We start from the raw sequence: 23,298 nt of genomic DNA on the forward strand, positions 1-23,298 counted from the left end.
TTATTTTAAAGTACCTACAGGCATTACCTGCTTTGTCTCTCCAGAATCCAGAATACGTGCTTCGATATTATAAACCTGCCCGAGATTTGCAGACGTCAGAGTTTTGGCAGGCGGCCCTGTTTCGATAAGTTTTCCGTTGCACATCAGACCTACACGGACAGGGATTCCGCGGTTTTCGAGGTAAAAAGCCTGATTGGGCGAGTGAGTTGCCATGAAAATGGTCTGCCTGCCATCCTTAACCAGTGAGGCGATGGTCTCTAAAAATAAAAGCTCATTATAGTAGTCCAGGTGGGCGGTGGGCTCATCCATGAGAATGAGCGGAGCTTCCTGGGCCAGGGAACGGGCAAGCATGACCATTTGAAGCTCTCCGCCGCTGAGCTGGGTATACGGCCTGTCGGAAAGGTGGGTGATGCCGATTTTGTCAAGGAGGTTTTTGACAATGACCTTATCCTCCTGGGTGGGAGAGCCAAAGCGGCTCATATAGGCGGTTCTTCCCATGAGCACGACCTGGAGCACCTTGTAAGGGAAGGAATGCTCGTGGCTCTGGGGCAGGTAAGCCATTTTCTTTGCCAGCTCAGCGGGCTTGTAGGCATCGACACTTTTATCAGAAATTTGGATCGTGCCTTTTTTCAGAGGATGAATGCCCAGAATGCAGTCCAGAAGGGTGCTTTTTCCACAGCCGTTTCGTCCCATCAGGCAGAAGATTTCACCTGGCCGGGTTTCAAGTGTAATATCTTGAAAAATAAGCTGCTCGCCGTAGGCAAAAGCAGCATCTGTAATTTTTAACACACTCACATCTGCCACCCCCCTCCTTTTGTTTTCTTAAGCAGAAAGACAAAAAAGGGCGCGCCCACAAGCGCTGTCAAAACGCCCAGAGGAATTTCGGAGGTGGTGACGCTCCGGCTGATGGTGTCAATGGTGACCATGAACACAGCCCCCAGACTCATGGAAACCGGCAGAAGCTTACGGGTATCATTGCCGATGAGCATCCGGCCAATATGCGGGATAATGAGCCCGACCCAGCCGATAATGCCGGAAATGCACACTGCGCCAGCCGTTGCCAGGGTCGCGCAGGCAATGATCATGCGCTTGCTGAATACGACATTGACGCCCATGGTGCGGGCTTCCTTTTCCCCCATGGAGATCACATTGATCTGCCAGCTGAAAAAGGCCAGCCCGACAATTCCCGCCATAATGACCAGAACAGCCCAGAAGTCCTTATAGCTGACGGAGGCCACACTTCCCATGAGCCAGTAAACAATGGCCGGAAGCTCGCTGTTGACATCGGCAATGGATTTGAGAAGGGTCAGCAGTGCGCTGAAGACCGAGGAGACAATCGTGCCGCCGAGAATGAGCATAATGGTGGGAACAGCCTTATAGATTTTAGCGATCAGGTAGCTGAAAATAACGGCTAAAACACCGAAAGCAAAGGCAAAGCCGTAGGTGGCAAGGCTTGTGCCAAAGAGAAGAATAGCAAGACCTGCTCCGAAGCCGGCGCCGGAATTAACCCCCAGAAAGCCTGAGTCGACGAGTGGATTGCGGAAAACCCCCTGAAAAGCAGTACCGCTGGCGGATAGTCCCGCGCCCACAAAGGCAGCGGCGATGGCCCTCGGCAGTCTCAACTGCAGTACAACGGTCAATGTTTGTGGTGAGATGCCAGCCCCGCCGGCAAAGGGGCTGGCAAGGCTTTTGAAAACCTCAGAAACCGACACGCTGTAACGGCCGATAAACAGCGCGGTAAAAATAAAAGCCAGAGGAATCACCAAAAGCAGAAGAATAAAGATGACTTTTTTTATAAAATGCCGATGATCCTGTAATGCCGTCTCAGTTTTCATGTGCTTCTCCTGTTGTGATAATGTCTGCTCCGCTGTTCAGGATATTTTTGCAGATAATGGTGCCTGGCGCAACAGACGATGTCAGTGTGATTTTCCGTATTTTTTTCATCGCCTTCAGAAGTGATCTTTGAGGAAGTGGGACGCTGCTTTTGACTGGAACCAGCCCGCCAGCGGCGGTTTTGACCGTGGTGGTGAGCATCCGTCTGGGGGCCTTCCACTCCTCCCGGCCATGATGGAGGCCGCGCCTGCACCTGTATCCTGTGATTTCCGGTGGTTCGCAGGCAGTGTCGAAGCTCAGGATACAGCCTTTTGGGCACAGAACACAGAGGCGTTCATTTTCCTTCAGGCTGTTCAGGACTTCACAGGTCGGTTCCTTTTCAAAGTAAGCGTCCGGAAGCTTTTCACCCGATGCGGCTGGCTTTCCGGCGAGGAAGGATGCAGCAGACTCGCCGGCCTGTTTTCCGGCCATGCTGACTTTGTCCACAAGATCGTGGACGCCGGTCACATTGCCGCAGGCAAAAAGTCCTGGAACACTGGTTTGCCCATTGTCATAGACATTAATGCCGCCATTTTTGTCAAGACGGACAAAATCCGAATCCAGTATATCTGTTTCCGGAATCAGCCCGGCAGCTACCAGCAGGGTATCGCAGGGAACATATGTTTTTTTGGAAAGCTCGGGCCGTCCGTCTGCCAGGACCGGGGCAATGCTCACGCCTTTCAGACGCTTGTATCCATGCACAGAGACGACGGTAAATCCAAAACGGATGGGAAGGTTAAAATCCTGGATGCACTGCAGATGGTTGCGGGCCAGCCCTGTGGCTTTTTCTCCAAGCACCAGACTGACTCTGGCGCCCTCCAGTGTCAGCCGTCTGGCCATAATGAGACCAATATCACCAGAGCCGAGGATCACCACGTTTTTTCCCGGAAGCAGGTTCTGGATATTCATCATATACTGGGCTGTACCGGCAGTATATATGCCGGAAGGACGGCTTCCGGGGATACGTAGCTGCCCAAGGGTTCTCTCGCGGCAGCCCATGGCCAGAATAACCGTGTCCGCGGTCAGACGGGCAGGCCCCTCCGTTTTGCTGAGATACTTGACGCTGAAAGCCCCGTATTCTCCGGAGAGCTCTAAAACCGACGCGCTTGTTTTTATTGTGACCGGTGTGTTTTTTAACTGATTTTTAAAGTGAGCGGCATATTCTGGACCGGTGAGCGATTTTTTCAGATAGAGCGTGCCGAAACCATCGTGAACGCACTGGCGCAGAATACCGCCCACAGCAGGGTCACGCTCCAAAAGCACGATTTTTTCCACGCCCCTTTGGGATGCGGAAAGAGCGGCGGCCATACCGCCAGCGCCGCCGCCAATGATTGCGCAGTCATAATGCATTTTATTTCACCCTCCCTTTGACAAACGGGCTGCCCGGCGCTTCTTTCATAATCTTTTCAGGCGGTACCGACCATTCTCTCGACAGTATTTCAAGAATCCGCGGTGTGCAGAAGCTTCCCTGACACCTTCCCATGGTGGTGCGGAGCCGTTTTTTAAGCCCGTTCATGTTTTTGGGCGGCAGCGGCTCACGGAGCACCCGGAGGATATCCCCCTCTGTAATCCCCTCGCAGCGGCAGACCAGATTGCCGTAACGGTGGTCCTGTTCATACCATTTTTTCTGTATGTTTTCAGTCTGTTTTAAAAAGGGTTTGGGGAGGTCCAGCACCGGACAGTAATCTGGATTGGGAGCAGTGCACAGCCCGTCTTCGATGAGCAGGTCGAGAATCATCTGACAGAGATACGGGGCGGCGGTCATTCCCGGGTTTTTAATGCCGAGAGCGCTGACCATTCGGGGGACTGAACGGCGGATGACAAAGTCCTTTTCCTCCTTGACAACATTTTTGATATTTGCGCGCACACCGGCAAAGGAGGTGATGACCTTTCCCATATCCAGATCAGGCAGTATCTTTTTTGCTGTTTTTTCAATGTGATGAATCCCCCAGTCAGTGGTTTCGACATTTTTATAGTCCGGTACATCCTGCGAGGTAGGGCCAGCGATGATATTTCCCTCGGTGGAGGGCGCCAGCAGACAGCCCTTTTCATCAGTCTCCTGAGCCTGATAGAGTACATGGCGGATGCCGTCTTTTCCCTGACGGTCAAAGACTAAAAACTGTCCGCAGCGCGGCTTAATGATCAAATCCTGAGGTCTTACGCCGCTTTCGACAGCCATGGCCATTCCACCCGCGGTGTTGACCACATAACGGGCGTTCAGCGAGCGCCGGCCTGTTACCACCTCAAAGTGGTTTTCATGCTCGATAATTTCCTGTACCTCTTCATCAAATGCAAAGTGAACCCCGTTTTTTTCAGCTGACTGAGCCGTTCTCAGCAGAAGGGAAAAAAGCTCAATAATACCTGTGGTCCTGGCATAAAGGGCCATGGTCACCCGGTCAGAAAGCCCCGGCTCCAGCGCGCGGCTTTCACTGCCAGACAGAATCTCCATATCCGGCACATTATTTTTCAAGCCCTTTTTGTATTTTTCACGGATCATCTCCTCCCCTTCTCTGTGAAAGGCGACGAAAAGTGATCCCGGATAGGCGATTTCGACGCCGAGCTCTTTACAGATCTGGGGATACATGGCATTTCCACGCACACAGGAGATCCCCTTCAGGCTGCCGCCTCTGGGATGAAAGCCAGCGGCCAAAACAGCGCTGTTAGCCTTGGAGGCGCCTTCTCCCAGGTCGGCACCCTTTTCAAGGACAAGCGTGTCCAGGTTGAAACGGCTTAAAAGCCGGGCGGTGGTAACCCCGAGGATACCACCGCCGATAATGATTACATCCAGCATTATTTTTTCTTTTTAACGAACACAACGACAACAATCGCAATGATAACCACTGCGGCGACACCTAAAAGAATATAAAGGGTGGTATTATTCGAGGCTGGCTTTTCAGCAGCTGTGTTTTCAGCAGTTGTTTTTTCCTCGCTGGCCGCTGCAGGGGCTGTACCGGCAGTTTTGAAGCGCAGTGTCTTTTCTTCTCCCAGGGCTGCGCCGCTCTTTGCTGTTAAGGTTCCGGCTATTTTAACCTGATATTCGGTTCCGGGTTCCAGAGGGCTTGAAGGCGTGATGGTTATAAAGTTTCTGAGATCAGGCTCAACCTGGTCATCAGCCATGGTGACTTCAGCCGCAACAGGTGTGCCGTTCTTATAAAGTACAACGGCTGCCATATTCCCGTCCTTGACTTCAGCGTTGACAACATTTTTGCTGAATTCGAGCTTGATGGGGTCACTGACAGAAGCCGAGGTTTCACCATCTGCCGGGGTAGAGGAGACAATTGTCAGGGGTTCATCGCTTCCGCCCCCGTTTCCCCCGCCGCTGCCATTACCGTCGCCACCACCGCCGCCATTGCCACCGGCAGCGAGCGCGGTATTTCCAAAGCTGAGGGCCAACAGCAGCGCAACGAGAATACTTGCCAATTTAAATTTTTTTTTCATTTTCTACAAATCCTCCATTTTTTGATTATGAGTTTGATATTATCGCAATTCCGCGTCTTTGTAAAGGTCTAACAACCAAAAGATTGTTTTTTTAAAAATACCAGGCCAATAAAAAAACACTCCTGAAACAGAAGTGCTTTTTAATGTCAGTGATTTGGATGGCTTTCATTCCAGAGACGGTCAGCGTTGACCTTCCATGCTTTTGCGGCATCCAGGCATTTGTCGGAAAGTGCCTTGACATCCTCAGGGTGGGTGAGGTCAGTGGAGTGGGCCCCGGACAGCTCAACCATGCTGGTCAGGCGGCCTGGGTTATCGAGCAGTGGACAGGGGCGCAGATGATTCTGGTTGAAGGGCTGGTTTCTATGGTACTGCATGAACAGCGGCCGCCTGTAAGCCTCCAGCAGGGTTTGCTCATGGATATTGGAATCGGAGTAATGGATAAAGGCGCAGGGCTCAATGTCGCCGCCGGCATTGATGTGCAGGTAATTGCGTCCTCCCGCGATACATCCCTTGACGTACTCGCCGTCGTTCCAGAAATCCAGGGTAAACAGGGGCTTGGTAGCCCGGAAGCTGCGAATTTGGTGATACATGTACTCCCGCTGGTCCGCGGTGGCCATGAGCTCGGGCACAGCATCCACGCCCACAGGCATATAGGTAAAAAACCAGCCAAACTTACAGCCCTTTTCGATCATTGCGTCAAAATACGCCTCACTGCCGATGACATCAGTATTCTGGCGGTGATAACAGGTGGAAAAGCCAAAGGGCAGCTTTTTAGCCTTTAAGATATCCATGGCTTTTACGACCGCGGCATAGGTTCCTTTACCACGCCGCATGTCGGTCTCTTCCTCAAATCCCTCGACGCTGATGGCCGGGATAAAGTTCTGAACCCGCAGCATCTCATCGGCAAAGTCCTCGTCGATGAGGGTGGCGTTGGTAAAAGACAGAAAGGCACAGTCATCGTGTTTTTCACACAGCCGGATAATGTCCTTTTTGCGCACAAGGGGCTCTCCTCCGGAATAGATATACATATAAGTCCCGAGGGCTTTTCCCTGCTCGATGATGCTGTCCAGTGTATCGAAATCCATGGACATTTTATCCCCGTACTCCGCGGCCCAGCAGCCTGTACAATGCAGATTGCAGGCTGAGGTAGGGTCCATGAGAATGGCCCACGGGATATTACAGTCATATTTTTCCTTGTTTATGTTCTGGCGTTTACAGCCGATAATGACACTGTTGACGATAAAATTGTTAAAAAGACGCTTTCGGACGCCGGGATCAATGTCTGTCCATAAGCTTTTTACCAGCCGGTTCCAGTTATTGTTTTCGTCGGCCAGGGCCTCCTTGACAACCTTCATCTGCCCGGCTATGGTCTGGTCCTTATCAAATTTTTCGACCCATTCGATCACTCTCGGGATATTTTTATCTGGATCTGCATCCAGATACTTAATGACCTGTTTCATTCCAAAGGATTTGATGTTTTCACTTAAACTCATGTTTGATGCCATTTCACAGCCTCCATTCTGTAAATCCTGACTACATTTACTACCCGGTTTTCTGATTTTACTATAACACCAAGAGAGTTGCATGTAATTAGACAAACAAGAGTTTTGTATAAGATTTAGACAGATTCTGAGATTTGTCAAATAAAAAAAAGCGGCCAGAAGGCCGCTGAAAAGTAATCTTACTAATTGGTCGGGATTTCCCCTACCCCGTTTAAAATAAACTGCGGGCGGTATGGGAATTCCTGAACGGTTTCCGGAGTGGACACGCCGGAGAGCACCAGGATGGTGTGCATCCCCGATTCAATACCGGAGATAATGTCCGTATCCATGCGGTCGCCGACAATGGCGGCATCCTCAGAATGTACACCGAGCATGCGGATACCGGTGCGGACCATGAGCGGATTCGGCTTTCCGACAAAATAAGCGGATTTTCCGGTTGCCAGCTCGATGGGAGCGGTAAATGCGCGGCAGGCCGGTACCAGGCCGCCTTCAGCAGGACCGGTGAGATCCGGGTTTGTCCCGATGAGCTTAGCGCCCTTTAAGACAAAACGAACAGCTTTCAGGATGGTGTCATAGTTGTAGTTATAGCTTTCACCCACAACAACATAATCCGGGTTCATATCGTTCATGGTAATGCCAGCGCTGTATAAAGCGTTGATGAGGCCCGGTTCGCCGATAACATAGGCAGAGCAGCCCGGGGACTGTGTGCTCAGAAATTTAGCGGTGGCCAGGGCACTGGTATAGAAATGGCTCTCGTCAATATCAAGGCCCAGGCGGGAAAGCTTTTCCTTTAACTCAAGGGGCGAGCGCTCGCTGGAATTTGTGAGGAAGAGAAAGTTTTTATCCTCCCGGTACAGCCAGTCCACAAACTCGGGAACGCCAGGAAGAAGGCGGTTACCATGATAGATAACGCCGTCCATATCACAGATAAAACCTTTGATGCTGTCAAGGGTTTCTTTTAATGCTTCATTCATCAATATTACCTCCAAAATTGAAAATCGATCCTATATAACTTTATTATATACGCTGTTGCTTAAATTTGTAAAGATAAAAACCGTTAATTATATCCTTAAAGAAAGGTTAATTCCCAAAAAATCATAAAACTATCACACCACGTGTAAATAATTATGATATAATAAAATCCATTAGGAACTTCCAATGGATTTGAGGAGATTTAAATGGAGAAAAAAAAACTTGCCATCGGCATTGTGGCGGTTGCTGTGCTCAGCCTTGTGCTGGCGCTGCTGACTACCGGTATCAGTACAAAGGTTAAAACAGGTTCAGAGGCTGCAAAGGATGAAAAGCTGATTCTTGGAGCGTGGGCAGATGATTCTGGCGTCAATATTGAATTTGTGGATAACAATGTATTTAGAATGTTTGGCGACGATGTCGCAACTTATACAATGGACACAAAGGAAAAAAACGTGGACATGAAGTATGCTCAGGCCTACGGCGGACAGACCACCCATATGTCCTATGTCATTGACGGGGATACCCTGACTCTGACAGACCGGGATACAGGCGATGTCCATGTTTATAAAAAGACCCAGTAACACAGGCAGCGCTTCCGCCAAAAATGGCGAAAGCGCTGTTTTTTTATTTTACGAAAACTAACCGGAGTCAAAAAATAGCCTTTATGAGCACAAAAAGTGCATTTAACCGGTGACACCAGAGTGATATAATAAATAAGTAAAAGTTTAGTATCAGCTTGGGGGAATTGCCATGGGGTGTAAAAATTTTAAAGACATAAACAAAGAAACCGTTAAGGACTATTTAAAGGAATGTACAGATTATTTTGCGCCGGACGCGCGGCTGAGCGTGTACGAAATCGGCGAAAGCGAGGAAGACGGCGACGGCTTCATCAATTTTCTGTACCGTGTCTGGGACGAAAACGGAAAATCCGTGATCGTCAAGCAGGCCAAAACCTATTATAAAGCCTTTGAGGAAGGCGTGGGCCCCTTTGTACAGGACCGCAACGCGCTGGAGGCGGATGTCATGCGCATCAAGGGTGCCATTACACCCGAATATATTCCAAAGGTCTATCAGGTAGACCTGGATAACCATATTTACCTCTGTGAGGACTGCAGCGATTTAAAAATCCTGCGTTTTGAACTCATGAAAGGAAAAAAATTCCCCGAATTCCCGAAAAAAATTGGGGAATTTATCGCCAAGTCCAACTTTTACACTTCTGAATATTATTTAGACGCAACGGTCTATAAAGAGCTTCAGGCAAAATTCCTGAACCCCAGTATGCGTCTGGTTTTTGAGATCGGCCTGTTCCTAAAAGATGAGCACGCCATCGACGACCATGACCCGCATGATGACCCGAATGCGGATCCCGAACGGCTGGCCATGGGTGACGCGCCCTGGAAAAGCAGGGCTTTCCGCACCGAGATGCTCAAGCTGCGTGACATTCACATGAAGCACTGCGAATGCCTGGTACACGGCGATCTGCACACCTCCAACATCATGATAAACGATAAAAAGATGAAAATCATTGACCAGGAATACGCCTTTATGGGGGCTTCATCCTCCGATACAGGCTATCTCATGGGCAGTGTGCTCTATGAATACATCCGCTGGTTTTATATGGATGATTACCCTGATGATTTCTGCAAGGATTTCCGGGAAACCATTCTCGGCTATATGCGGGACATTATCCATACCTACAATGCGGTTTATACCGAGTGCTGGAAAAAGGACGCAAAGGTTACCTACCGTGACTTTGACGACTTCCGCGAGTCCATCCTCAAAAATTTCATTCAGGAGGTCTGCGGTTTTACCGGTTGCCAGATCACTAGCCGCGTGGGCGGTCTTGTTCCTCTCCCCGACTTTGATACCATTGAGGACCGGGATAAACGCAACGAGGCCTGCCGCCTGTCCCTCACCATCGCCAACTATCTGATCATGCACCGCATGGAAATCGGAAGCATCGACGACATGGTGGACACCATTGTGCGGATAACCGAAAACTTTTTTAAGCTCATAAAGATTATTAACTAAACATAAACCCCCATATGAAAAGCATATGGGGGTTTTGTATAAGGAGAAACCCATGAAAAAAATTGATTGTCTCGGCGATATGTGCCCGGTTCCGGTCATGAAGCTTCAGCGGGAAACGCGAAAGATGAAGCCCGGTGAGCGTATTCTTCTCATCACAGACCACAGCTGCACGGTCAAAAGTGTCCGGGAATTCTGTGCGGGCATGCAGATGGCGTGCGTCTGTGATGAGGTTATGAACGGGGTTTGGGAGATCACGGTCAGCAGATAGTGTCGGCCAGGATCTTTTCAATATAACAGATCAGCTTCAGGAGCGTGCGGTCCCGGTACTCCGAAGCCTTTTTCTTAATAATGTAGTAGTCGTTCTGCAGGGTAAGCCCTTCAACGCTGATGATTTTGAGCTGTTTATGGTACAGCTCTTTTTTTATGCACATATATGGCAGAAAGGCCATGCCGTAGCCGTTGATGGTGGAAAGCTTAATGGACTCAATGGAATCCTGTTTAAAAAGGATCATCAGGCTTTCGACATCCACCCCTTCGTCTGTGAGGCGTTTTTCGAGATGCTGTTCTGTTTTCTGGTCAGTGGTCAGGGTGAGCAGCGGATAGCGGCTGAGATCCTCTTTTAAGATATGGTCTTCAATTTTCATATCGCTTCCGGCCACGAGAAAGACATCGTCTGAAAAAACTTTTTGCCCTGTCAGTGAAGGATCCGACGGCGGGCCCGTGATAAAACCAATGTCTCCCTGGTCACAGTTGACCTGCTGCTCGATCCTGTGGCTGGCCATGGATGAAATCTCCAGCGAATAGGTCGGGAAATTCTTCTTAATATAATAAAGCGTGCAGGGCAAAGCATAAGAAGCGATGATTGGCGTGGACAGAATATGGAGCACACGGTTGCTCTCTTCATTCTCCTGAAGCTCCCGGATCATGCTGTCATAGGTAGAAGTCAGGTGTAAGGCATATTCATAGACGGTTTTTCCGCTGCAGGTCAGCGTTACGCCCTTGTTGCTGCGCTCAATGAGGCTGGTGTTAAAAAGCTGTTCCATGGTTTTGATCTGCTGGCTTAAGGCCGACTGTGAGATAAAGGTCTGCTCCGCGGTTTTGGTGATGCTTCCGTTATCTGCGATTTTGATAAACATTCTTAAAGACTCGATATTCATCCTCTCGCCTCCTTTGTGATTGATTACAGTATATCACAGAACAGGAGCAAGGTAACGAAATTTTATCATCAGTTTTTCTTATGCAGAATCGCTTTTCGATGTTATTAAAATTAGTGATGAGATGCTATAATGGAATCATCAAAAGTTGATAGATTTTTAACAAAGGAGGGGAAAGGATTTGGAAGAAGAAAAGATTCAGCGGTCTACCAGGACACGCGCGCCAAGAAAACCGAAAAAGAACCAGATACCCATCGCCATTGTGGTAACGATTTTAGTCGTGGCCGCAGGCGTCTATCTTGGACTGGGAAGCGAGAAGCTGCCAGTATACTGGATTATTGGGCTCTGCTTTGGTTTTATCCTTCAGCGGGCGCGCTTCTGCTTTACTGCGTCGGTGCGTGACCCAAGCCTTACCGGGAGCACCTCACTGACCCGGGCGGTACTCATTGCATTCGCGGTAACGACCATTGGTTTTACAGCCATCAAGTATGGCGCTTACATCAATGGCCAGGAAATACCGGGAATGAGCTCCGTATCACCCATCAGTCTGCCTTTGGCGCTGGGGGCGGTATTCTTCGGGATCGGCATGGTTATCGCAGGGGGATGCGCCTCTGGAACGCTGATGCGTGTCGGTGAAGGGTTTACCATGCAGATGCTGGCTTTGGTGTTCTTTGTGGTTGGTTCCTTCTGGGGCGCTCACGACATGGGATTCTGGGACGGTGTTTTTAACACCAATGCGCCTAAGATCTTTTTACCAGATGTGTTTGGATGGTTCGGCGCTTTAGTCGTCCAGGGATTAATCATTCTTCTTTTGTATATTGCCGCAAGGCAGTGGCAGAAAAAGAAAATGGGAACAGCGGATTAATTGGAATTCAAAAAAATATTATAAGAAAAAGGAGAAATTAAAATGAGTGAATATACGTTAGATTGTTTAGGTGAAGCCTGTCCAGTGCCATTGATGAAAACTGAAAAGGAACTTGAAAAGCTGAATGTAGGGGACCTGCTGATTGTCTCCATTGACCACAGCTGCGCGATGAAAAACGTGCCGGAATGGGCGCGCGCTCAGGGCCATAACGTCGAAATCGAAGAAGTGGACGACGGCGAATGGGAAGTTGTGATTGAAAAAACCAAATAACCCAATATGAGGGGGAGGTTGTTATTGTGAAAGAATTTTTTCAAAAGCTCAGTAAGAATGATTTTTATAAAAAATTGATGAAAGAGCCTTTGACCTATGTGGCCGGCGCGGTGCTGCTGTCTGTTTTCCAGATTGCGCACCTGGCGTCCCTCGGCAGTGCCTGGGGCGTCACCAGTGCCTTTGCGGACTGGGGCGCCTGGATTTACCAGGGCTTCGGCGGGGATGTGAGCTCCTGGGCTTATTTTGCCAGTGAAAAGGCGCAGCATACCCTGGCCGCAGGCTTCCTGCACGACGGAGGTTCCATCCGAAATATTGGGATTATCGTCGGTGCTTTACTGGCCACGCTCTACGCATCACAGTTTAAAATTAAGAAAATCAAGTCCATTCGCCAGGTAGTGGCCGCTGTCTTAGGCGGGCTCCTCATGGGCTATGGCGCCAGAATGGCTCACGGCTGTAATATCGGAGCGCTGTACAGCGGAATTGCTTCCCTGTCGCTTTCCGGTTGGATTTTCGCAGCTTTCTTAATGGTTGGTGCTTTTATTGGCAGCAAGCTGCTGGCAAAGTATTTTATGTAATCTGTAATCAATTTAGGAGTATGGAATGAATAAGAAAACAGAGAAATATGATGTTGTAATAATCGGCGGCGGCGCCGCTGGCCTGACAGCCGGGATCTACTGCGGGCGCGCCCGTCTCAAAACCCTGCTGATCGAAAAGGCACTGGTGGGCGGCCTCGCCACCTATACCAGTGAAATTGAAAATTATCCCGGATTTCCAGAAGGCTCGAGCGGCCTGGGTCTCATGGATTTATTCCATGAACAGGCCAAAAAATTCGGCGTCAAGTTCAAGCTGACTGATGTGCGCTCCGTGGATTTCTCCGGTGAAACCAAGGTGGTTGAAACCTTCAGAAACCGCTTTGAAGCCAAGGTCGTCATTGTGGCTACCGGCGGAAAGCCCCGCCTGACCGGCGCCGAAAACGAGGATAAATATCTGTACGACAAGGGGATTTCCTTCTGCGCGACCTGTGACGCGGCCGCGAACACCGGAAAGACCGTGATGGTCATTGGCAGCGGCGACGCCGCCATCGAGGAAGGCACCTTCCTGACCAAGTTTGCGGACAAGGTCATCGTTTCCGTCATGCACGAGGAAGGCAAAATGGACTGTAACGAGATCGCCAAGGCCCAGGCTCTGGAAAACCCAAAGATGGAATTCATCTGGAATACCGTTGCCGAACGCTTTGAGGGCGACGAACACCTGGATACCGTTGTACTGAAAAATATTAAAACCGAAGAATCCATCCCCGTCAAGGTGGATACCTGTTTCCTCTTTATCGGCTATCTCCCCAATACCGAATGGTTTAAGGATATCCTGGATATGAACCGCGGCGGTTACCTCATTACCAACGAACGTATGGAAACCAATGTGCCAGGCGTCCTTGCCGCAGGCGATGTCCGTGATAAATTCTTAAAACAGGTTGCCACAGCCGTAGGCGACGGTGCCATTGCCGGCTATGGTGCAGAAAAATACATCTCAGAGCTGGAAGTCTACGAAAGCCAGGTGCTCAACAATGGCGAACCCTCCGTCGTCTATGTATGGAACGCGGTAGACCCCAAATGCCGTGAGCTTATGACCACCGTAGAAGCCTTCCAGGAGAAACACGCAGGTGATCTCCACGTCACCAATGTGGATATCTACAAATCCGACGGCATTGCCAGACGTTTGGGCATCTCCGAAGTGCCGGCGGTTCTCTACATCAAAAACAACGAAGTCCAGAAAACCCTGACCCAAAATATCTCCATGGAAGGGCTTGAAGGACTGGTAGATTAGACCGTAATCCATTATCAAGATTAAACCAACTCGTTAATACACCCAACTTAGACCACTTAGATAAAGAAGCCCCGCTGAAAAAGGCGGGGCTTTTTTTAATTTATTCTGATATGGTAAGCGCAGCGCTGCTCTGATTTCCAGCAAAATCACTGGAAAAAAGCGTCAGATTTTTGTCAGGAATTTCAAAAACAAAGGTGCTGCCCGATTTATGCGCAGGGAAATATTGATTTCCATCGGCGTCAAGCCCATAAACACTGTCTGGGTTAATGCCGCTTTGATCGTCCTTTAGCGTAAAGGTGAGTTCCTTATCGCTGGAGGAGTAGCCTGAGAGAACAGGTGGTTCGGTATCCTCAATTGAGCCGGTATTTTCCGGATTGAGACTGGATACGCCCAGAATGAGACCTATAACAGCAGCAAAGACAGCGGGAATCCACCAAATTCCGCGCTTTTTGGAAGAAATATTTTTTGCCGGGGGCTGTGCGGTTGCCTCAGGAAGCGCTGATAAAAAAGGCAGCGTTTCGGGAAGAGCGCTTTCAGAGAGCTTGAACATAGCTGGCAGCAGACCAATTTGAAAGCTGTAAAGCCCACGCTGAGAAAAGTATTGATGAAGTGTTTTCTGCGCGGTATTCAATCGGCGTTTTACGGTGCTGAGGGAGCAGTTCATAATTTCCGCGATTTCTGAGAGCTTATGATTTTGGTAATAGCGCATGGACAGCAGAAAACGTTCATCTGCCGAAAGTGTTTTCATCGCCTCTGCCAAGGCCGAATAGCGTTCATCGCGCAATGCTTTTTCCTCTGGGATAAAGACAAGATCCATTTCGGGTTGATTTAAAAAAAGCGTGTCATCCGAACAGTGCTGCTCATTTTGAGGTTCCTTTTTCCGATAATAGGAAATACAGGTATTATAAGTAATCCGATTTAGAAACGCCATAAAGGTTTTAGGGTTTTTAAGGGTTGAGATAGACTGAAGCAGCTTGACATAAATATCCTGAAGGATATCCTCTGCTAAAATATCTGAGTTAAAATATTTTTTGACAATGACGTACTGCCGCCGCCATGTCAGGCGGTAAAGCTCCGAAAATGCCTCGGAATCTCCTGCTATGGCCCGTGACACGATGGGCTCATGGCGTTTATAATCAAAAATTTCCATTATTCTGTCACCTTCAGTTTGAGTAGTTCATATCTAAATGTACTAAATATGCAAAAGAATGTCAATTGAGAATCTCAAATTCAGACTTTTCTTAAACTTTAAAAAATTTTTCAAAAAAGATGACCCCTTTATATACGTACTGCGTCTTACTCTAATAAAATCCCTGAATTCCGAGGCTTGAAATTTAAGATGGCGGGCTTCGTTAAAATATTTTATAATAGTGAAAGAGAGAGGTAAAAAGAAAATGCAACAGCGAAAAGAGATCAGACGCTTCATGTGCTTTGTCATGGCGTTTGTGCTGGCTCTGGGCCTTATCGGAACATTAACGCCCCGTAAAGTCCAGGCCCAGACAAGACAGCAGGTATGGGAGGACGGTATCCGAAAGATCAGTCGAAAGGATACGTCAGGTATGGGTGACACTGCCATCGGCAGTGCAGTTCCCCGTTGGGACGGCAGTGCCAAAGTGGCAAGGCTGAAGGAAGGCAGCACGACCGTCTATGAAATATGGACACCGGAGGAGCTGCGCTGGGCCTTGAGCGGCAGTAAAAATGTCGAGCTCATGTGTGATCTGGACATGGGCGGAGAGATTAAAACAACAAATTTCGACGGTACCGCCAATGACACAGCCGATACCGCCAACGGTGATTATAAATTATGGAGTATTGTGACACTGAAAAACTGCGAGGTGAACGGAAACGGCCACACCATCTACAATCTGTCCGCGAACACAGGCTTTGTCAACCTGGGACTCGGAGCTGTGCTCCGGGATATCACCTTTGACACCTTTAAAATATACGGCAGCGGAGCAGTTGGGGTTGTTGCCAGCACAAGCGGCAGTACCGAAGCCATTCCGTCAGTTATGACAAACGTCGGGCTCGAAAACGGCGTGGTAAGAGGCGGCGACTTTGCGGGGGGCCTTGCGGGTTCAGGGTATAATTCCAACATCACCGGCTGCCATATTAAGAATGTCCAGGTTAAGGGAAATGCTCATTCGGCAACAATCGCCGGCGCCGCTACAGGTGAAATCTTAAATAGCTATGTGGTGGACTCGCTTCTAGTTGTCACTAGTCATGCAGGCGGTGTCGTTGGGTGCACAAACGCAGGTGTAAAGGTTACAAATGTCTTTACAAATGTAAGTATGTATGGAACGTCTGAAATAGGTTCTTTTCAGGGCGAAGGAATAAAATCTGTTTTTGAAAACTGTTACTCTGCGGGATTTGTGGTTGGTACAGGATCACAAGTTGGCGGATTTATTGGCGATGCCAACAGCGCGCAATTTAAAAATTGCTATTCAAGTGCCATGGTTATCAACGAGGCTGGAAGTAATTATGGCGGTTTTGCCGGGTATAGCGATGGGACAGCAGCTGTATTTTCAAATTGTTACGCTGTGGGTGAAGTCGGAGCATTGACAACATCTAATAATTCCTATAGCAATATAGGCGGCTTTATAGGCGCTAACAGCCGCAGCTTTACAAATTGCTACTACGATAAACAGACAAGCGCACGCCGTGAGTTTGGCGGTGGAACCGCAGAAGTTAAGGGTTTAACCACCAAGAACATGACAGGTGTCGAGCTGTCTGGCTTTGACCCGGAAGTCTGGGATTTTCAGGAAGGGCGTTACCCACAGCTCAAGGTATTCTCCACAGGCTCGGCCTTCACCGATCCGGATGATATCGCCACTGCTAAGGTTTATTCTCAGGCATCTGTGGCGACTGCGTTTCTGAGAGACCAGACCGATGGTGATCCCAACAGCAAGAACTATGATACGGTGCGGGAAATCACTGACCTGTTCCCCATGACCAATGATGAGAACACCGGCGAGGGAGAAAATGGCCTGGTGCATTTCACCTGGGAGCAGGACTCCGCCCACCCCGACAACATCGTGGGGCCCTTTGGCAGTGACATTCTCACCATTTCAGACAGCGGCTCAAAGGATCATGTTTCAAATATGACGCCGGGCATCGGCTGGGCCAGAATCGAAGCAGACCTTTACGAGAACGGAAAGTGGTATTCAGGAAATCATGCCGTACGCTTTGTACCTACAGTGATCCTGTCGCTGGATCAGGAGGGTGATTCAAGTCTGGGAGCAGGAAAGGACGCAGTGCTCTACCCATCTCTGACCGGCGAGGAAACGCTGTACGACCATGTTGACGGCGTCAAGCTGGCCAAGACCGACGCGGCGACCCTGAGCAAAAACCCGGCCACACTCCCCTCCTACCCCTATCCTGAGGGTAACGGCTATAAAGACCAGCCGGTGGTGATCCAGTACGGCGGACAGGAAGTGACTGGGAAAATCAGCGTGGTCATTACAAAAACCCTTCCCGACGGCACCCAGAGCGAGGATCTTCTTACAGGCGGTAATGCCCAATATTATTCCGATTTGTTTAACGGCATTACAGCTTTTACCGAAGCGGATAAGGGCGTTTATACCCTTACCTATTCCTGGCAGGTCAATGACACCGATCCGGATATGATTCTTAAAAACAGTAAAAAGGTTACTGTGCGTGATGGACTCACAGCTGTTTTTAAATGGAATGACAGTATTCACACAGAGGAAAGCGGTGAAAACAGCAGCACCTACGCAGAACTGAAGCCGCCAGAGGATACCCTGAAGGTGGGCGATGCCATTGGCGATAAAATGCCGCAGGATCCATCGCGTAAGGGCTACCGCTTTATCGGCTGGTCAACCCGTCCAGACGCTACCGAGGCAGACTACACCAAGGAAAAAAATAACACTGTGGCGTTTAAAAAAGATACGGTCATGGAAAGTGATGTGCTGGTCTATGCCCTGTGGAAACCATACAGCTATAATTTCGAGTTTAATATGCCAGGAGAAGCCCCGTCCGTCACAGTGAGCGGAACCTACGGTGAAGCTCTGGGCGACAGTATGCCGCAGGCTCCAGAACAGGAGGGCTATGTGTTTGCGGGCTGGAGCACAGAAAATCCGGCAGACAACCCCGGCGCGGTGCCCTCACTGAAGGGCGATACCGTCATTGACGAGACCCTTGTGGGTGAGACGGAGAACAACGGAACCATCCAGGTGTATCCGGTTTACCGGCCCTCTGAAGGCATATTGAGCTTTTATAAAAATGACGGAAGTCCCGATAACGATGGTAAGGGGCCGCAGATTGGCGGTGCAGTCACCTACCAGTACGGCGCCGCCCTGCTTCCCCCGCCGGACGCAGGAGAGCGCCCCGGACATATTTTTGTGGGATACAGCAGTGAACAGAAGCCAGTATTAAAACCGGACGAAGCCTTTGACAGCGAATATACTGAGAACGGAACCTTTGATCAAACCAAGGACTACTACGCCGTATGGCGCATCAAGACCTTTACAGTTACACTGAAGCATAATGACGGAACAGACAATGAAAGCCTGCTGGAAAATATCGCCTACGGCAGCGTTTTGAGTGATGAGCAGCTAAAACCGCCTGTGCGGGAGGGCTATACTTTTACTGGATGGTTCAGGAGTCCTGAAGGTACAGAGAAGCTTCCGGAAAATCCAGTGGTCGGGAGCGATGAGACCTATTATGCCTGTTGGTCTAAAGATCCCTACAGCCTGGATGTGTTTTTAACCCCGGACGCAAAAGATCCGTCAAAGCCTGACAGGGTTGTCGAGGATGTGCCATACAGCACACCCCTTGGCGACCGCCTGCCTTCACCGCCCCAGTACTGGACAGATGAAAGCGGCCAGAAATGGGAATTTACCGGTTATGTCGATGCTGACGGTAATCCGGTAAATAACCAGACTGTTTTTAATCCAGGAGATTTAAAAGAGGATCACGGTGTGATCACAGGAACTTATAATCAGAGGGTCTACACCATTTCGGGAAGTAAATACGGCCACGGAAGCTTTACTAACGGGCTTGGTATTTACCCGGCTGGAGAGAACACAGTGGTCAGCTGGCAGCCGGACAGCGGCTATAAAACGACCCGGGTTATGATTGACGGCGTTGTGCGGGATGACCTGCTGAACAGCGGAAGAGGCGGCGATATTGCCTTTAAGGATATTCACGAAAATCACCAGGTCTATGTTGCCTTTGATAAGGACAGCGGAAGCAGCCCTGAAAAGCCGTGGTATACTGTGGCCACAACGAAAACCGGCGGCGGAGACCTGTCCACGCTTACAAAAACAGCGACGGTTGAGGAAGGGAAAAATTATCAGGTTGAATGGAAAGCCGCCGACGGTTACCGCGTTGCGAGCATCACGGTGGACGGTGTGGCGCATCCAGTGAGCGATTCGGGCAAAATTGATTTTAACCAGATCGGAAGCGACCATGAGGTCATCGTTGTGTTTGAAGCGGCAGCGCCAGAGCTGGACGCCGGGTCAACACCAGGCTTCTGGACCGTTACTACCCGCCAGACCGGCGGTGATGTTTCAGGCGGCGCCACTGCCCTCACCCCCACCGCTGTGGTGGTCAAAAACACCAGTCCAGTGGTCGAGTGGTCCGCAGCACCAGACAGCGGCTATCTTGTAAAGACAGTGGTCATCGACAAGGGAACCCCGGATGAGCGGACGCTGACCGCCGATGAAATCGCGGCCGGCCAGTGGCGTTTTGACAACATTTCAAAGGATCATACCGTGGATGTTGTCTTTGACTATCCGGAAAAACCGGATGACCCGGATAAAAAGCAGTACAAAATTGAGACAGCACTCACCGGAGGGCCAGGTGTGATTACCGGCTCGGCAGTGGTAGAGGAAGGCGACCAGTACAAGGTTGAGTGGAAAGGGCCGGAGGATGAGCGTTATGTTGTGGAGGAAATCAAGATCAACGGCGCGCCCCAGGACCTGGGCAAAGAGGAAACATTTTTTGAAAACATCCAGCAGGACAGCCGGGTGGAAGTAAAGCTCAAGCCAAACCTGCGCGTGGTTGAGACCAGCAGAGTGGGACAGGGCAGCATTGATCCGTCCAAAACCGTTTTTTATAAAGACAGCTACACCGTTAAGGCAGCGCCGGCCCAGGGCTGGTATCTGCGGCGGGTAGAGCTTGACGGCGAGGTAGCAGGAGAGTTTACAGATCCGGCTATCCCGCAAAATGCCATGCTCATGAGCACTCTGGCCGACCCGGCAGAACATCAGGTTACTGTTGATGAAAATCAAAATATTGTCATACCCTTTGAGGGCATTGTTGAAGATCATCAGGTTAAGGTGACGTTTGTAAAAGAAGGTGAGATTGAAACGCCAGCAGAGGATTTGTTTCACGTTTCAACACATATTGAAGGCGGCACAGGCACAATTACGCCGGGAGGTGCTGTTGCCAGAGGAGAAGGTATCCAGATTAACTGGAGCCCGGATCCAGGCTTTGTCGTTGACCGTGTGGATATCCGGGTAAATGGTGTTTTAAGAAATGACCTCTCAGCAGCGGTACAGGATAACAGCCTAGTTCTCAGTGATATCTGCGATGCTTACGATATCACAGTGGTATTAAAACACGGCGACCTTGAGACAGATGACCCATCTGGCGGCGAGGCGCCTGTGTACCATAATATTCAGACAGTCATTACTGGCGCCGCGGGGGCAGACATCACCCCGTCGCAGTACCATCTGGCGGCCGGCTCCTCAGTGCCGGTGCAGTGGAGCTATGACGCTCTGCTTTATGAGGTGAAAGCGGTCAACGTCGACGGCGTCAGCCATCCAGAGCTGGCTGCCAGCTTTGAATACGCGTTTGACGATATTCAGGCAGATCACCGCATCGAAATTGTTTTGGGCGTTATTGAGCAAAAGGAGCCTGAAAAGGGCCAGTTTACAGTCAGCACAGCCGCCAGAGGCGGCGGCGGTATCGACCCTGCAGTGACCGTACAGGAAGGCGGCGACGCAGTGGTACACTGGAAAGCCAATGAAGGCTACGAGGTATCCACGGTCATTGTCGATGGTACAGTACGGGGTGATTTGCAGAAGCTGGGGTCAGAGGGAAGCCTGACTTTTGAAAAAATAGACAGAAATCATACGGTGACTGTTATTTTTCAAAAGGACAGCGGAAGCATTACCCCTGAAAACTATGTGGTTGAAACCCATAGACAGGGAAACGGCAGTATCACGCCCACCACGGCCATCAAGGCGGGCTCAGACCATGAGGTTGTTTTTGCCCCAGACCCCGGCTATAAGGTAGCGCGCGTAGAAATCGACGGTGTGAGCCGTCCAGAGTTCATTAAAGTGGGAAAAATTGTCTTTAACCAGCTTTCAGGAAACCACCAGGTGCAGGTGATTTTTGAAAAAGACGATGCGCCGGTAATTCCTGTGGAAACCTGTACGGTCCGCGTGACTGTTACCGGAGGTTCTGGAAAAGTGAGCGCGTCCGCGGTTATTTTGAAGGGTGAAAGCTATACGGTTAACTGGCAGCCCGAAGAAGGCTGGCGTGTTGGAAAAATACAGGTTAACGGAACAGCACGCCCCGACCTGTTAAACAAAACAGGCTTTGAGATGGAAAAAATTACAGAAGACCAGGAAATAGAAATATTTTTTGAATCCATCGAGAACAATGTTCCTCCAGAGACGGAGGGAACACCTGAGGATGGGAATAAACCGGAAGAAGGAAATAAGCAGGATGGATCCATAAAGCCCATGTATCCGGATAAAAGTACAACAGAAAAAGAAGAAAGCCCTTCGGAGGAAAGCCTTTCAGGAAAAAATGTTGTTCTGAGCGGCTTTGCGCCCAATACAGGGCTGCGGAGCAGCGGAACCGGCAGGTCTGCCCTGCTGGCAAGGCTTCTGAACAGCGGATGTCCTCTCAGAAGTGACAGAATGGCGCTGGCAGATTTGATTTTGACAGCTCTGTCGTCCGCGATGGCAGCGGAAGTGCTTGTGTTCAGAAGAAAGCGAAAAGCAGGAATGGTGGCAGTGATTGCTGCCGTTGCGTCTTTACTGCTATTCTTACTGACCCAGCCTCTGATTTTGCGCTTTGTGATATTTGACGGCTGGAGTATTCTATTTCTCGCCTTGATCGTCTGTCAATTGGCGGCCCGGCGGCATTCTAAAGAAAAGGAGAATGATCCGGAAGAAGAAATTGAATAAATTTTCATAAAAACAACGCCTGTTTTGGCACTGTGTATTTACCACAGGCTGAAACGGGCGTTTTATTTTACTCGATTATTACAATGGACCGTCCGAGGTTTCCGGCATGATCTGAAATGTAAACCTCCAGCTGACCTGGATGCTCTGGCAGCGTAAAGGTAACACAGCTCTTCTCCGGGGCTGTGCTGTCAGGATAGAGAACTTCCCCCTGACTGGTAACAGCGTAGATGGACGCAAAATTAACACCTGAGCCTTCATCATAAAGGTTAGCTGAAAGGACTGGAGGGCTGGCTTCATAGGAAAGCAGCTCCGGCACTGTTGTGTCGGGTGCTGCTATCGCTTCTGCCGCCGGGGCCAGCCGGGTGTTCAGGGCAGCGGGCAGAAGCAGTAATGCAGATACAAGGGCAAAGGCGGGCGGGAGAAGCCATTTTAGGTGCTGCTGTTTTTGTATACGCTCGGCAGTGCTCACAAAGCTCTGGAAGCTGTCTGTATTCAGTGAAGCCGCGCCGCTCCCCGGCCGAGACATAATTTTACTCAAAAGGCCGGAAACGCCCGGGGTTTCAAAAGCAAAGCCGGAAGCTGAGGCTTTGAGTGCGGGCACAAGAAAAAAAGCCGATCTGTGCTCCTTCCCCAGCTTTTCGATAAAGAGCTGATGGATTTTTTTCAGCCGCCGTTTGACCGTGCTCAGTGAGCAGTCCAGAGAAAGGGCGATGTCTTTGAGCTTCATATCCTCTCGGTAGCGCAGAATGAAAATGGCTCTGTCGCGGTCTGGAAGAAGGGACAGAAACCCCAGAAGCTCCTGATTATTTTCCCGGTCCATAAGCCTTTCTGCCGGTTCGGGGTAATACATGTGCGTGTCACTGACCGAATCCAAATAGCTGTCCTCTGACGGTTTTTCTACAATATAGTACTGCTTTCGTTTGTACGAGATACAGGTATTGTAGGTCATCCGATTGAGGTAAGAGATCGCATTCCGGGTTTCCGGATGGTATCGACACTGATTAAGAGCTTTATATACACATCCTGAATAACGTCCTCTGCCAGATAGGGATCTTCCATAATCTGCAAAGCCATAAAATACTGAGATTCATAGGTTAATCGGTAAAGCTTTTCAAAAGCTGCTTTATTTCCCTTTTGAATGCTTACAACCAGCGCGCCAAGCTGCTCGTAATCTAAATTTTTCATTAAAAACCTTCCTTTTTACCTTA

At 49.7% G+C, this 23,298-nt stretch carries 19 protein-coding genes; 8 read left to right on the plus strand and 11 right to left on the minus strand.

Translation table 11 applies throughout. From position 1 onward, the window contains the following. The 7 genes from FYJ53_RS11760 to FYJ53_RS11790 all read right to left on the minus strand — a co-directional run bounded on the left by FYJ53_RS11760 (position 1) and on the right by FYJ53_RS11790 (position 7,786). Positions 1 to 795, minus strand: a complete 795-nt coding sequence (locus tag FYJ53_RS11760; protein WP_090412318.1) for an ABC transporter ATP-binding protein — start codon at positions 793 to 795, stop codon at positions 1 to 3. After that, a complete protein-coding gene (locus tag FYJ53_RS11765; protein ID WP_148428448.1) occupies positions 792 to 1,835 on the minus strand; it encodes an iron ABC transporter permease in 1,044 nt (347 codons plus the stop codon). Before FYJ53_RS11765 ends, FYJ53_RS11760 begins: the two co-directional genes overlap by 4 nt. After that, positions 1,825 to 3,222 carry an FAD-dependent oxidoreductase gene (locus FYJ53_RS11770; protein ID WP_148428450.1) on the minus strand — a complete coding sequence of 466 codons (1,398 nt, stop codon included), beginning with the start codon at positions 3,220 to 3,222 and terminating at the stop codon, positions 1,825 to 1,827. Before FYJ53_RS11770 ends, FYJ53_RS11765 begins: the two co-directional genes overlap by 11 nt. A gap of 1 nt (position 3,223) precedes the next feature. Continuing rightward, positions 3,224 to 4,663 carry an NAD(P)/FAD-dependent oxidoreductase gene (locus tag FYJ53_RS11775; protein ID WP_148428452.1) on the minus strand — a complete coding sequence of 480 codons (1,440 nt, stop codon included), beginning with the start codon at positions 4,661 to 4,663 and terminating at the stop codon, positions 3,224 to 3,226. Beyond that, positions 4,663 to 5,310: an Ig-like domain-containing protein gene (locus tag FYJ53_RS11780; RefSeq protein ID WP_148428454.1), complete on the minus strand. Its 648-nt coding sequence runs from the start codon at positions 5,308 to 5,310 to the stop codon at positions 4,663 to 4,665. The genes FYJ53_RS11775 and FYJ53_RS11780 overlap by 1 nt, the downstream gene beginning before the upstream one ends. Positions 5,311 to 5,456: 146 nt before the next feature. After that, the gene (locus FYJ53_RS11785) at positions 5,457 to 6,815 is read right to left on the minus strand and encodes a radical SAM protein (RefSeq protein WP_180493193.1); all 1,359 of its coding nucleotides are present in this window, start codon (positions 6,813 to 6,815) and stop codon (positions 5,457 to 5,459) included. A 179-nt stretch (positions 6,816 to 6,994) separates the two neighbouring features. Then, the gene (locus FYJ53_RS11790) at positions 6,995 to 7,786 is read right to left on the minus strand and encodes an HAD-IIA family hydrolase (RefSeq protein ID WP_058692971.1); all 792 of its coding nucleotides are present in this window, start codon (positions 7,784 to 7,786) and stop codon (positions 6,995 to 6,997) included. A 204-nt stretch (positions 7,787 to 7,990) separates the two neighbouring features. On the opposite strand from FYJ53_RS11790, the gene FYJ53_RS11795 reads away from it, so the two are divergent. From FYJ53_RS11795 to FYJ53_RS11805, 3 genes are all read left to right on the plus strand, one after another. Beyond that, entirely contained in the window at positions 7,991 to 8,365 is a 375-nt protein-coding gene (locus tag FYJ53_RS11795; RefSeq protein ID WP_013378386.1) for a hypothetical protein, read from the plus strand. Positions 8,366 to 8,534: 169 nt separating this feature from the next. Beyond that, positions 8,535 to 9,815, plus strand: coding sequence for an S-methyl-5-thioribose kinase (locus tag FYJ53_RS11800; RefSeq protein WP_148428456.1), 1,281 nt, complete (start codon positions 8,535 to 8,537; stop codon positions 9,813 to 9,815). 52 nt (positions 9,816 to 9,867) lie between these two features. Beyond that, complete coding sequence (locus FYJ53_RS11805; RefSeq protein WP_148428458.1) at positions 9,868 to 10,083, plus strand: sulfurtransferase TusA family protein; 216 nt, start codon at positions 9,868 to 9,870, stop codon at positions 10,081 to 10,083. Here FYJ53_RS11805 and FYJ53_RS11810 read toward each other — a convergent pair. Further along, positions 10,073 to 10,972 (minus strand): LysR family transcriptional regulator, encoded by a 900-nt coding sequence (locus FYJ53_RS11810; protein ID WP_013378390.1) that lies wholly within the window; start codon positions 10,970 to 10,972, stop codon positions 10,073 to 10,075. The two genes, FYJ53_RS11805 and FYJ53_RS11810, sit on opposite strands and share 11 nt — an antisense overlap. A 178-nt stretch (positions 10,973 to 11,150) precedes the next feature. On the opposite strand from FYJ53_RS11810, the gene FYJ53_RS11815 reads away from it, so the two are divergent. From FYJ53_RS11815 to FYJ53_RS11830, 4 genes are read left to right on the plus strand one after another with little or no spacing between them, the layout of a single operon-like run. Beyond that, entirely contained in the window at positions 11,151 to 11,834 is a 684-nt protein-coding gene (locus FYJ53_RS11815) for a YeeE/YedE thiosulfate transporter family protein (RefSeq protein WP_013378391.1), read from the plus strand. Between the two features lie 42 nt (positions 11,835 to 11,876). Next, positions 11,877 to 12,104, plus strand: a complete 228-nt coding sequence (locus FYJ53_RS11820) for a sulfurtransferase TusA family protein (protein WP_013378392.1) — start codon at positions 11,877 to 11,879, stop codon at positions 12,102 to 12,104. Positions 12,105 to 12,130: 26 nt separating this feature from the next. Further along, a complete protein-coding gene (locus FYJ53_RS11825) occupies positions 12,131 to 12,679 on the plus strand; it encodes a YeeE/YedE thiosulfate transporter family protein (RefSeq protein ID WP_148428460.1) in 549 nt (182 codons plus the stop codon). Positions 12,680 to 12,704: 25 nt separating this feature from the next. Continuing rightward, entirely contained in the window at positions 12,705 to 13,928 is a 1,224-nt protein-coding gene (locus tag FYJ53_RS11830; RefSeq protein ID WP_013378394.1) for an FAD-dependent oxidoreductase, read from the plus strand. Between the two features lie 100 nt (positions 13,929 to 14,028). Here the strand turns inward: FYJ53_RS11830 and FYJ53_RS11835 are convergent, their stop codons facing one another. After that, a complete protein-coding gene (locus tag FYJ53_RS11835) occupies positions 14,029 to 15,078 on the minus strand; it encodes an RNA polymerase sigma factor (protein ID WP_148428462.1) in 1,050 nt (349 codons plus the stop codon). Between the two features lie 244 nt (positions 15,079 to 15,322). Between FYJ53_RS11835 and FYJ53_RS11840 the strand changes: the two genes are divergently transcribed. Continuing rightward, positions 15,323 to 22,090, plus strand: a complete 6,768-nt coding sequence (locus FYJ53_RS11840) for an InlB B-repeat-containing protein (RefSeq protein ID WP_148428464.1) — start codon at positions 15,323 to 15,325, stop codon at positions 22,088 to 22,090. A gap of 67 nt (positions 22,091 to 22,157) precedes the next feature. Here the strand turns inward: FYJ53_RS11840 and FYJ53_RS11845 are convergent, their stop codons facing one another. Continuing rightward, positions 22,158 to 23,039: an RNA polymerase sigma factor gene (locus tag FYJ53_RS11845; protein ID WP_154557350.1), complete on the minus strand. Its 882-nt coding sequence runs from the start codon at positions 23,037 to 23,039 to the stop codon at positions 22,158 to 22,160. Further along, positions 23,036 to 23,275: an RNA polymerase sigma factor gene (locus FYJ53_RS11850; protein ID WP_154557351.1), complete on the minus strand. Its 240-nt coding sequence runs from the start codon at positions 23,273 to 23,275 to the stop codon at positions 23,036 to 23,038. Before FYJ53_RS11850 ends, FYJ53_RS11845 begins: the two co-directional genes overlap by 4 nt. Positions 23,276 to 23,298 lie beyond the last annotated feature (23 nt).

It is taken from the genome of Eubacterium sp. BL-380-WT-2B, from assembly GCF_009696115.1.
Lineage (GTDB): Bacteria > Bacillota > Clostridia > Eubacteriales > Eubacteriaceae > Eubacterium > Eubacterium callanderi.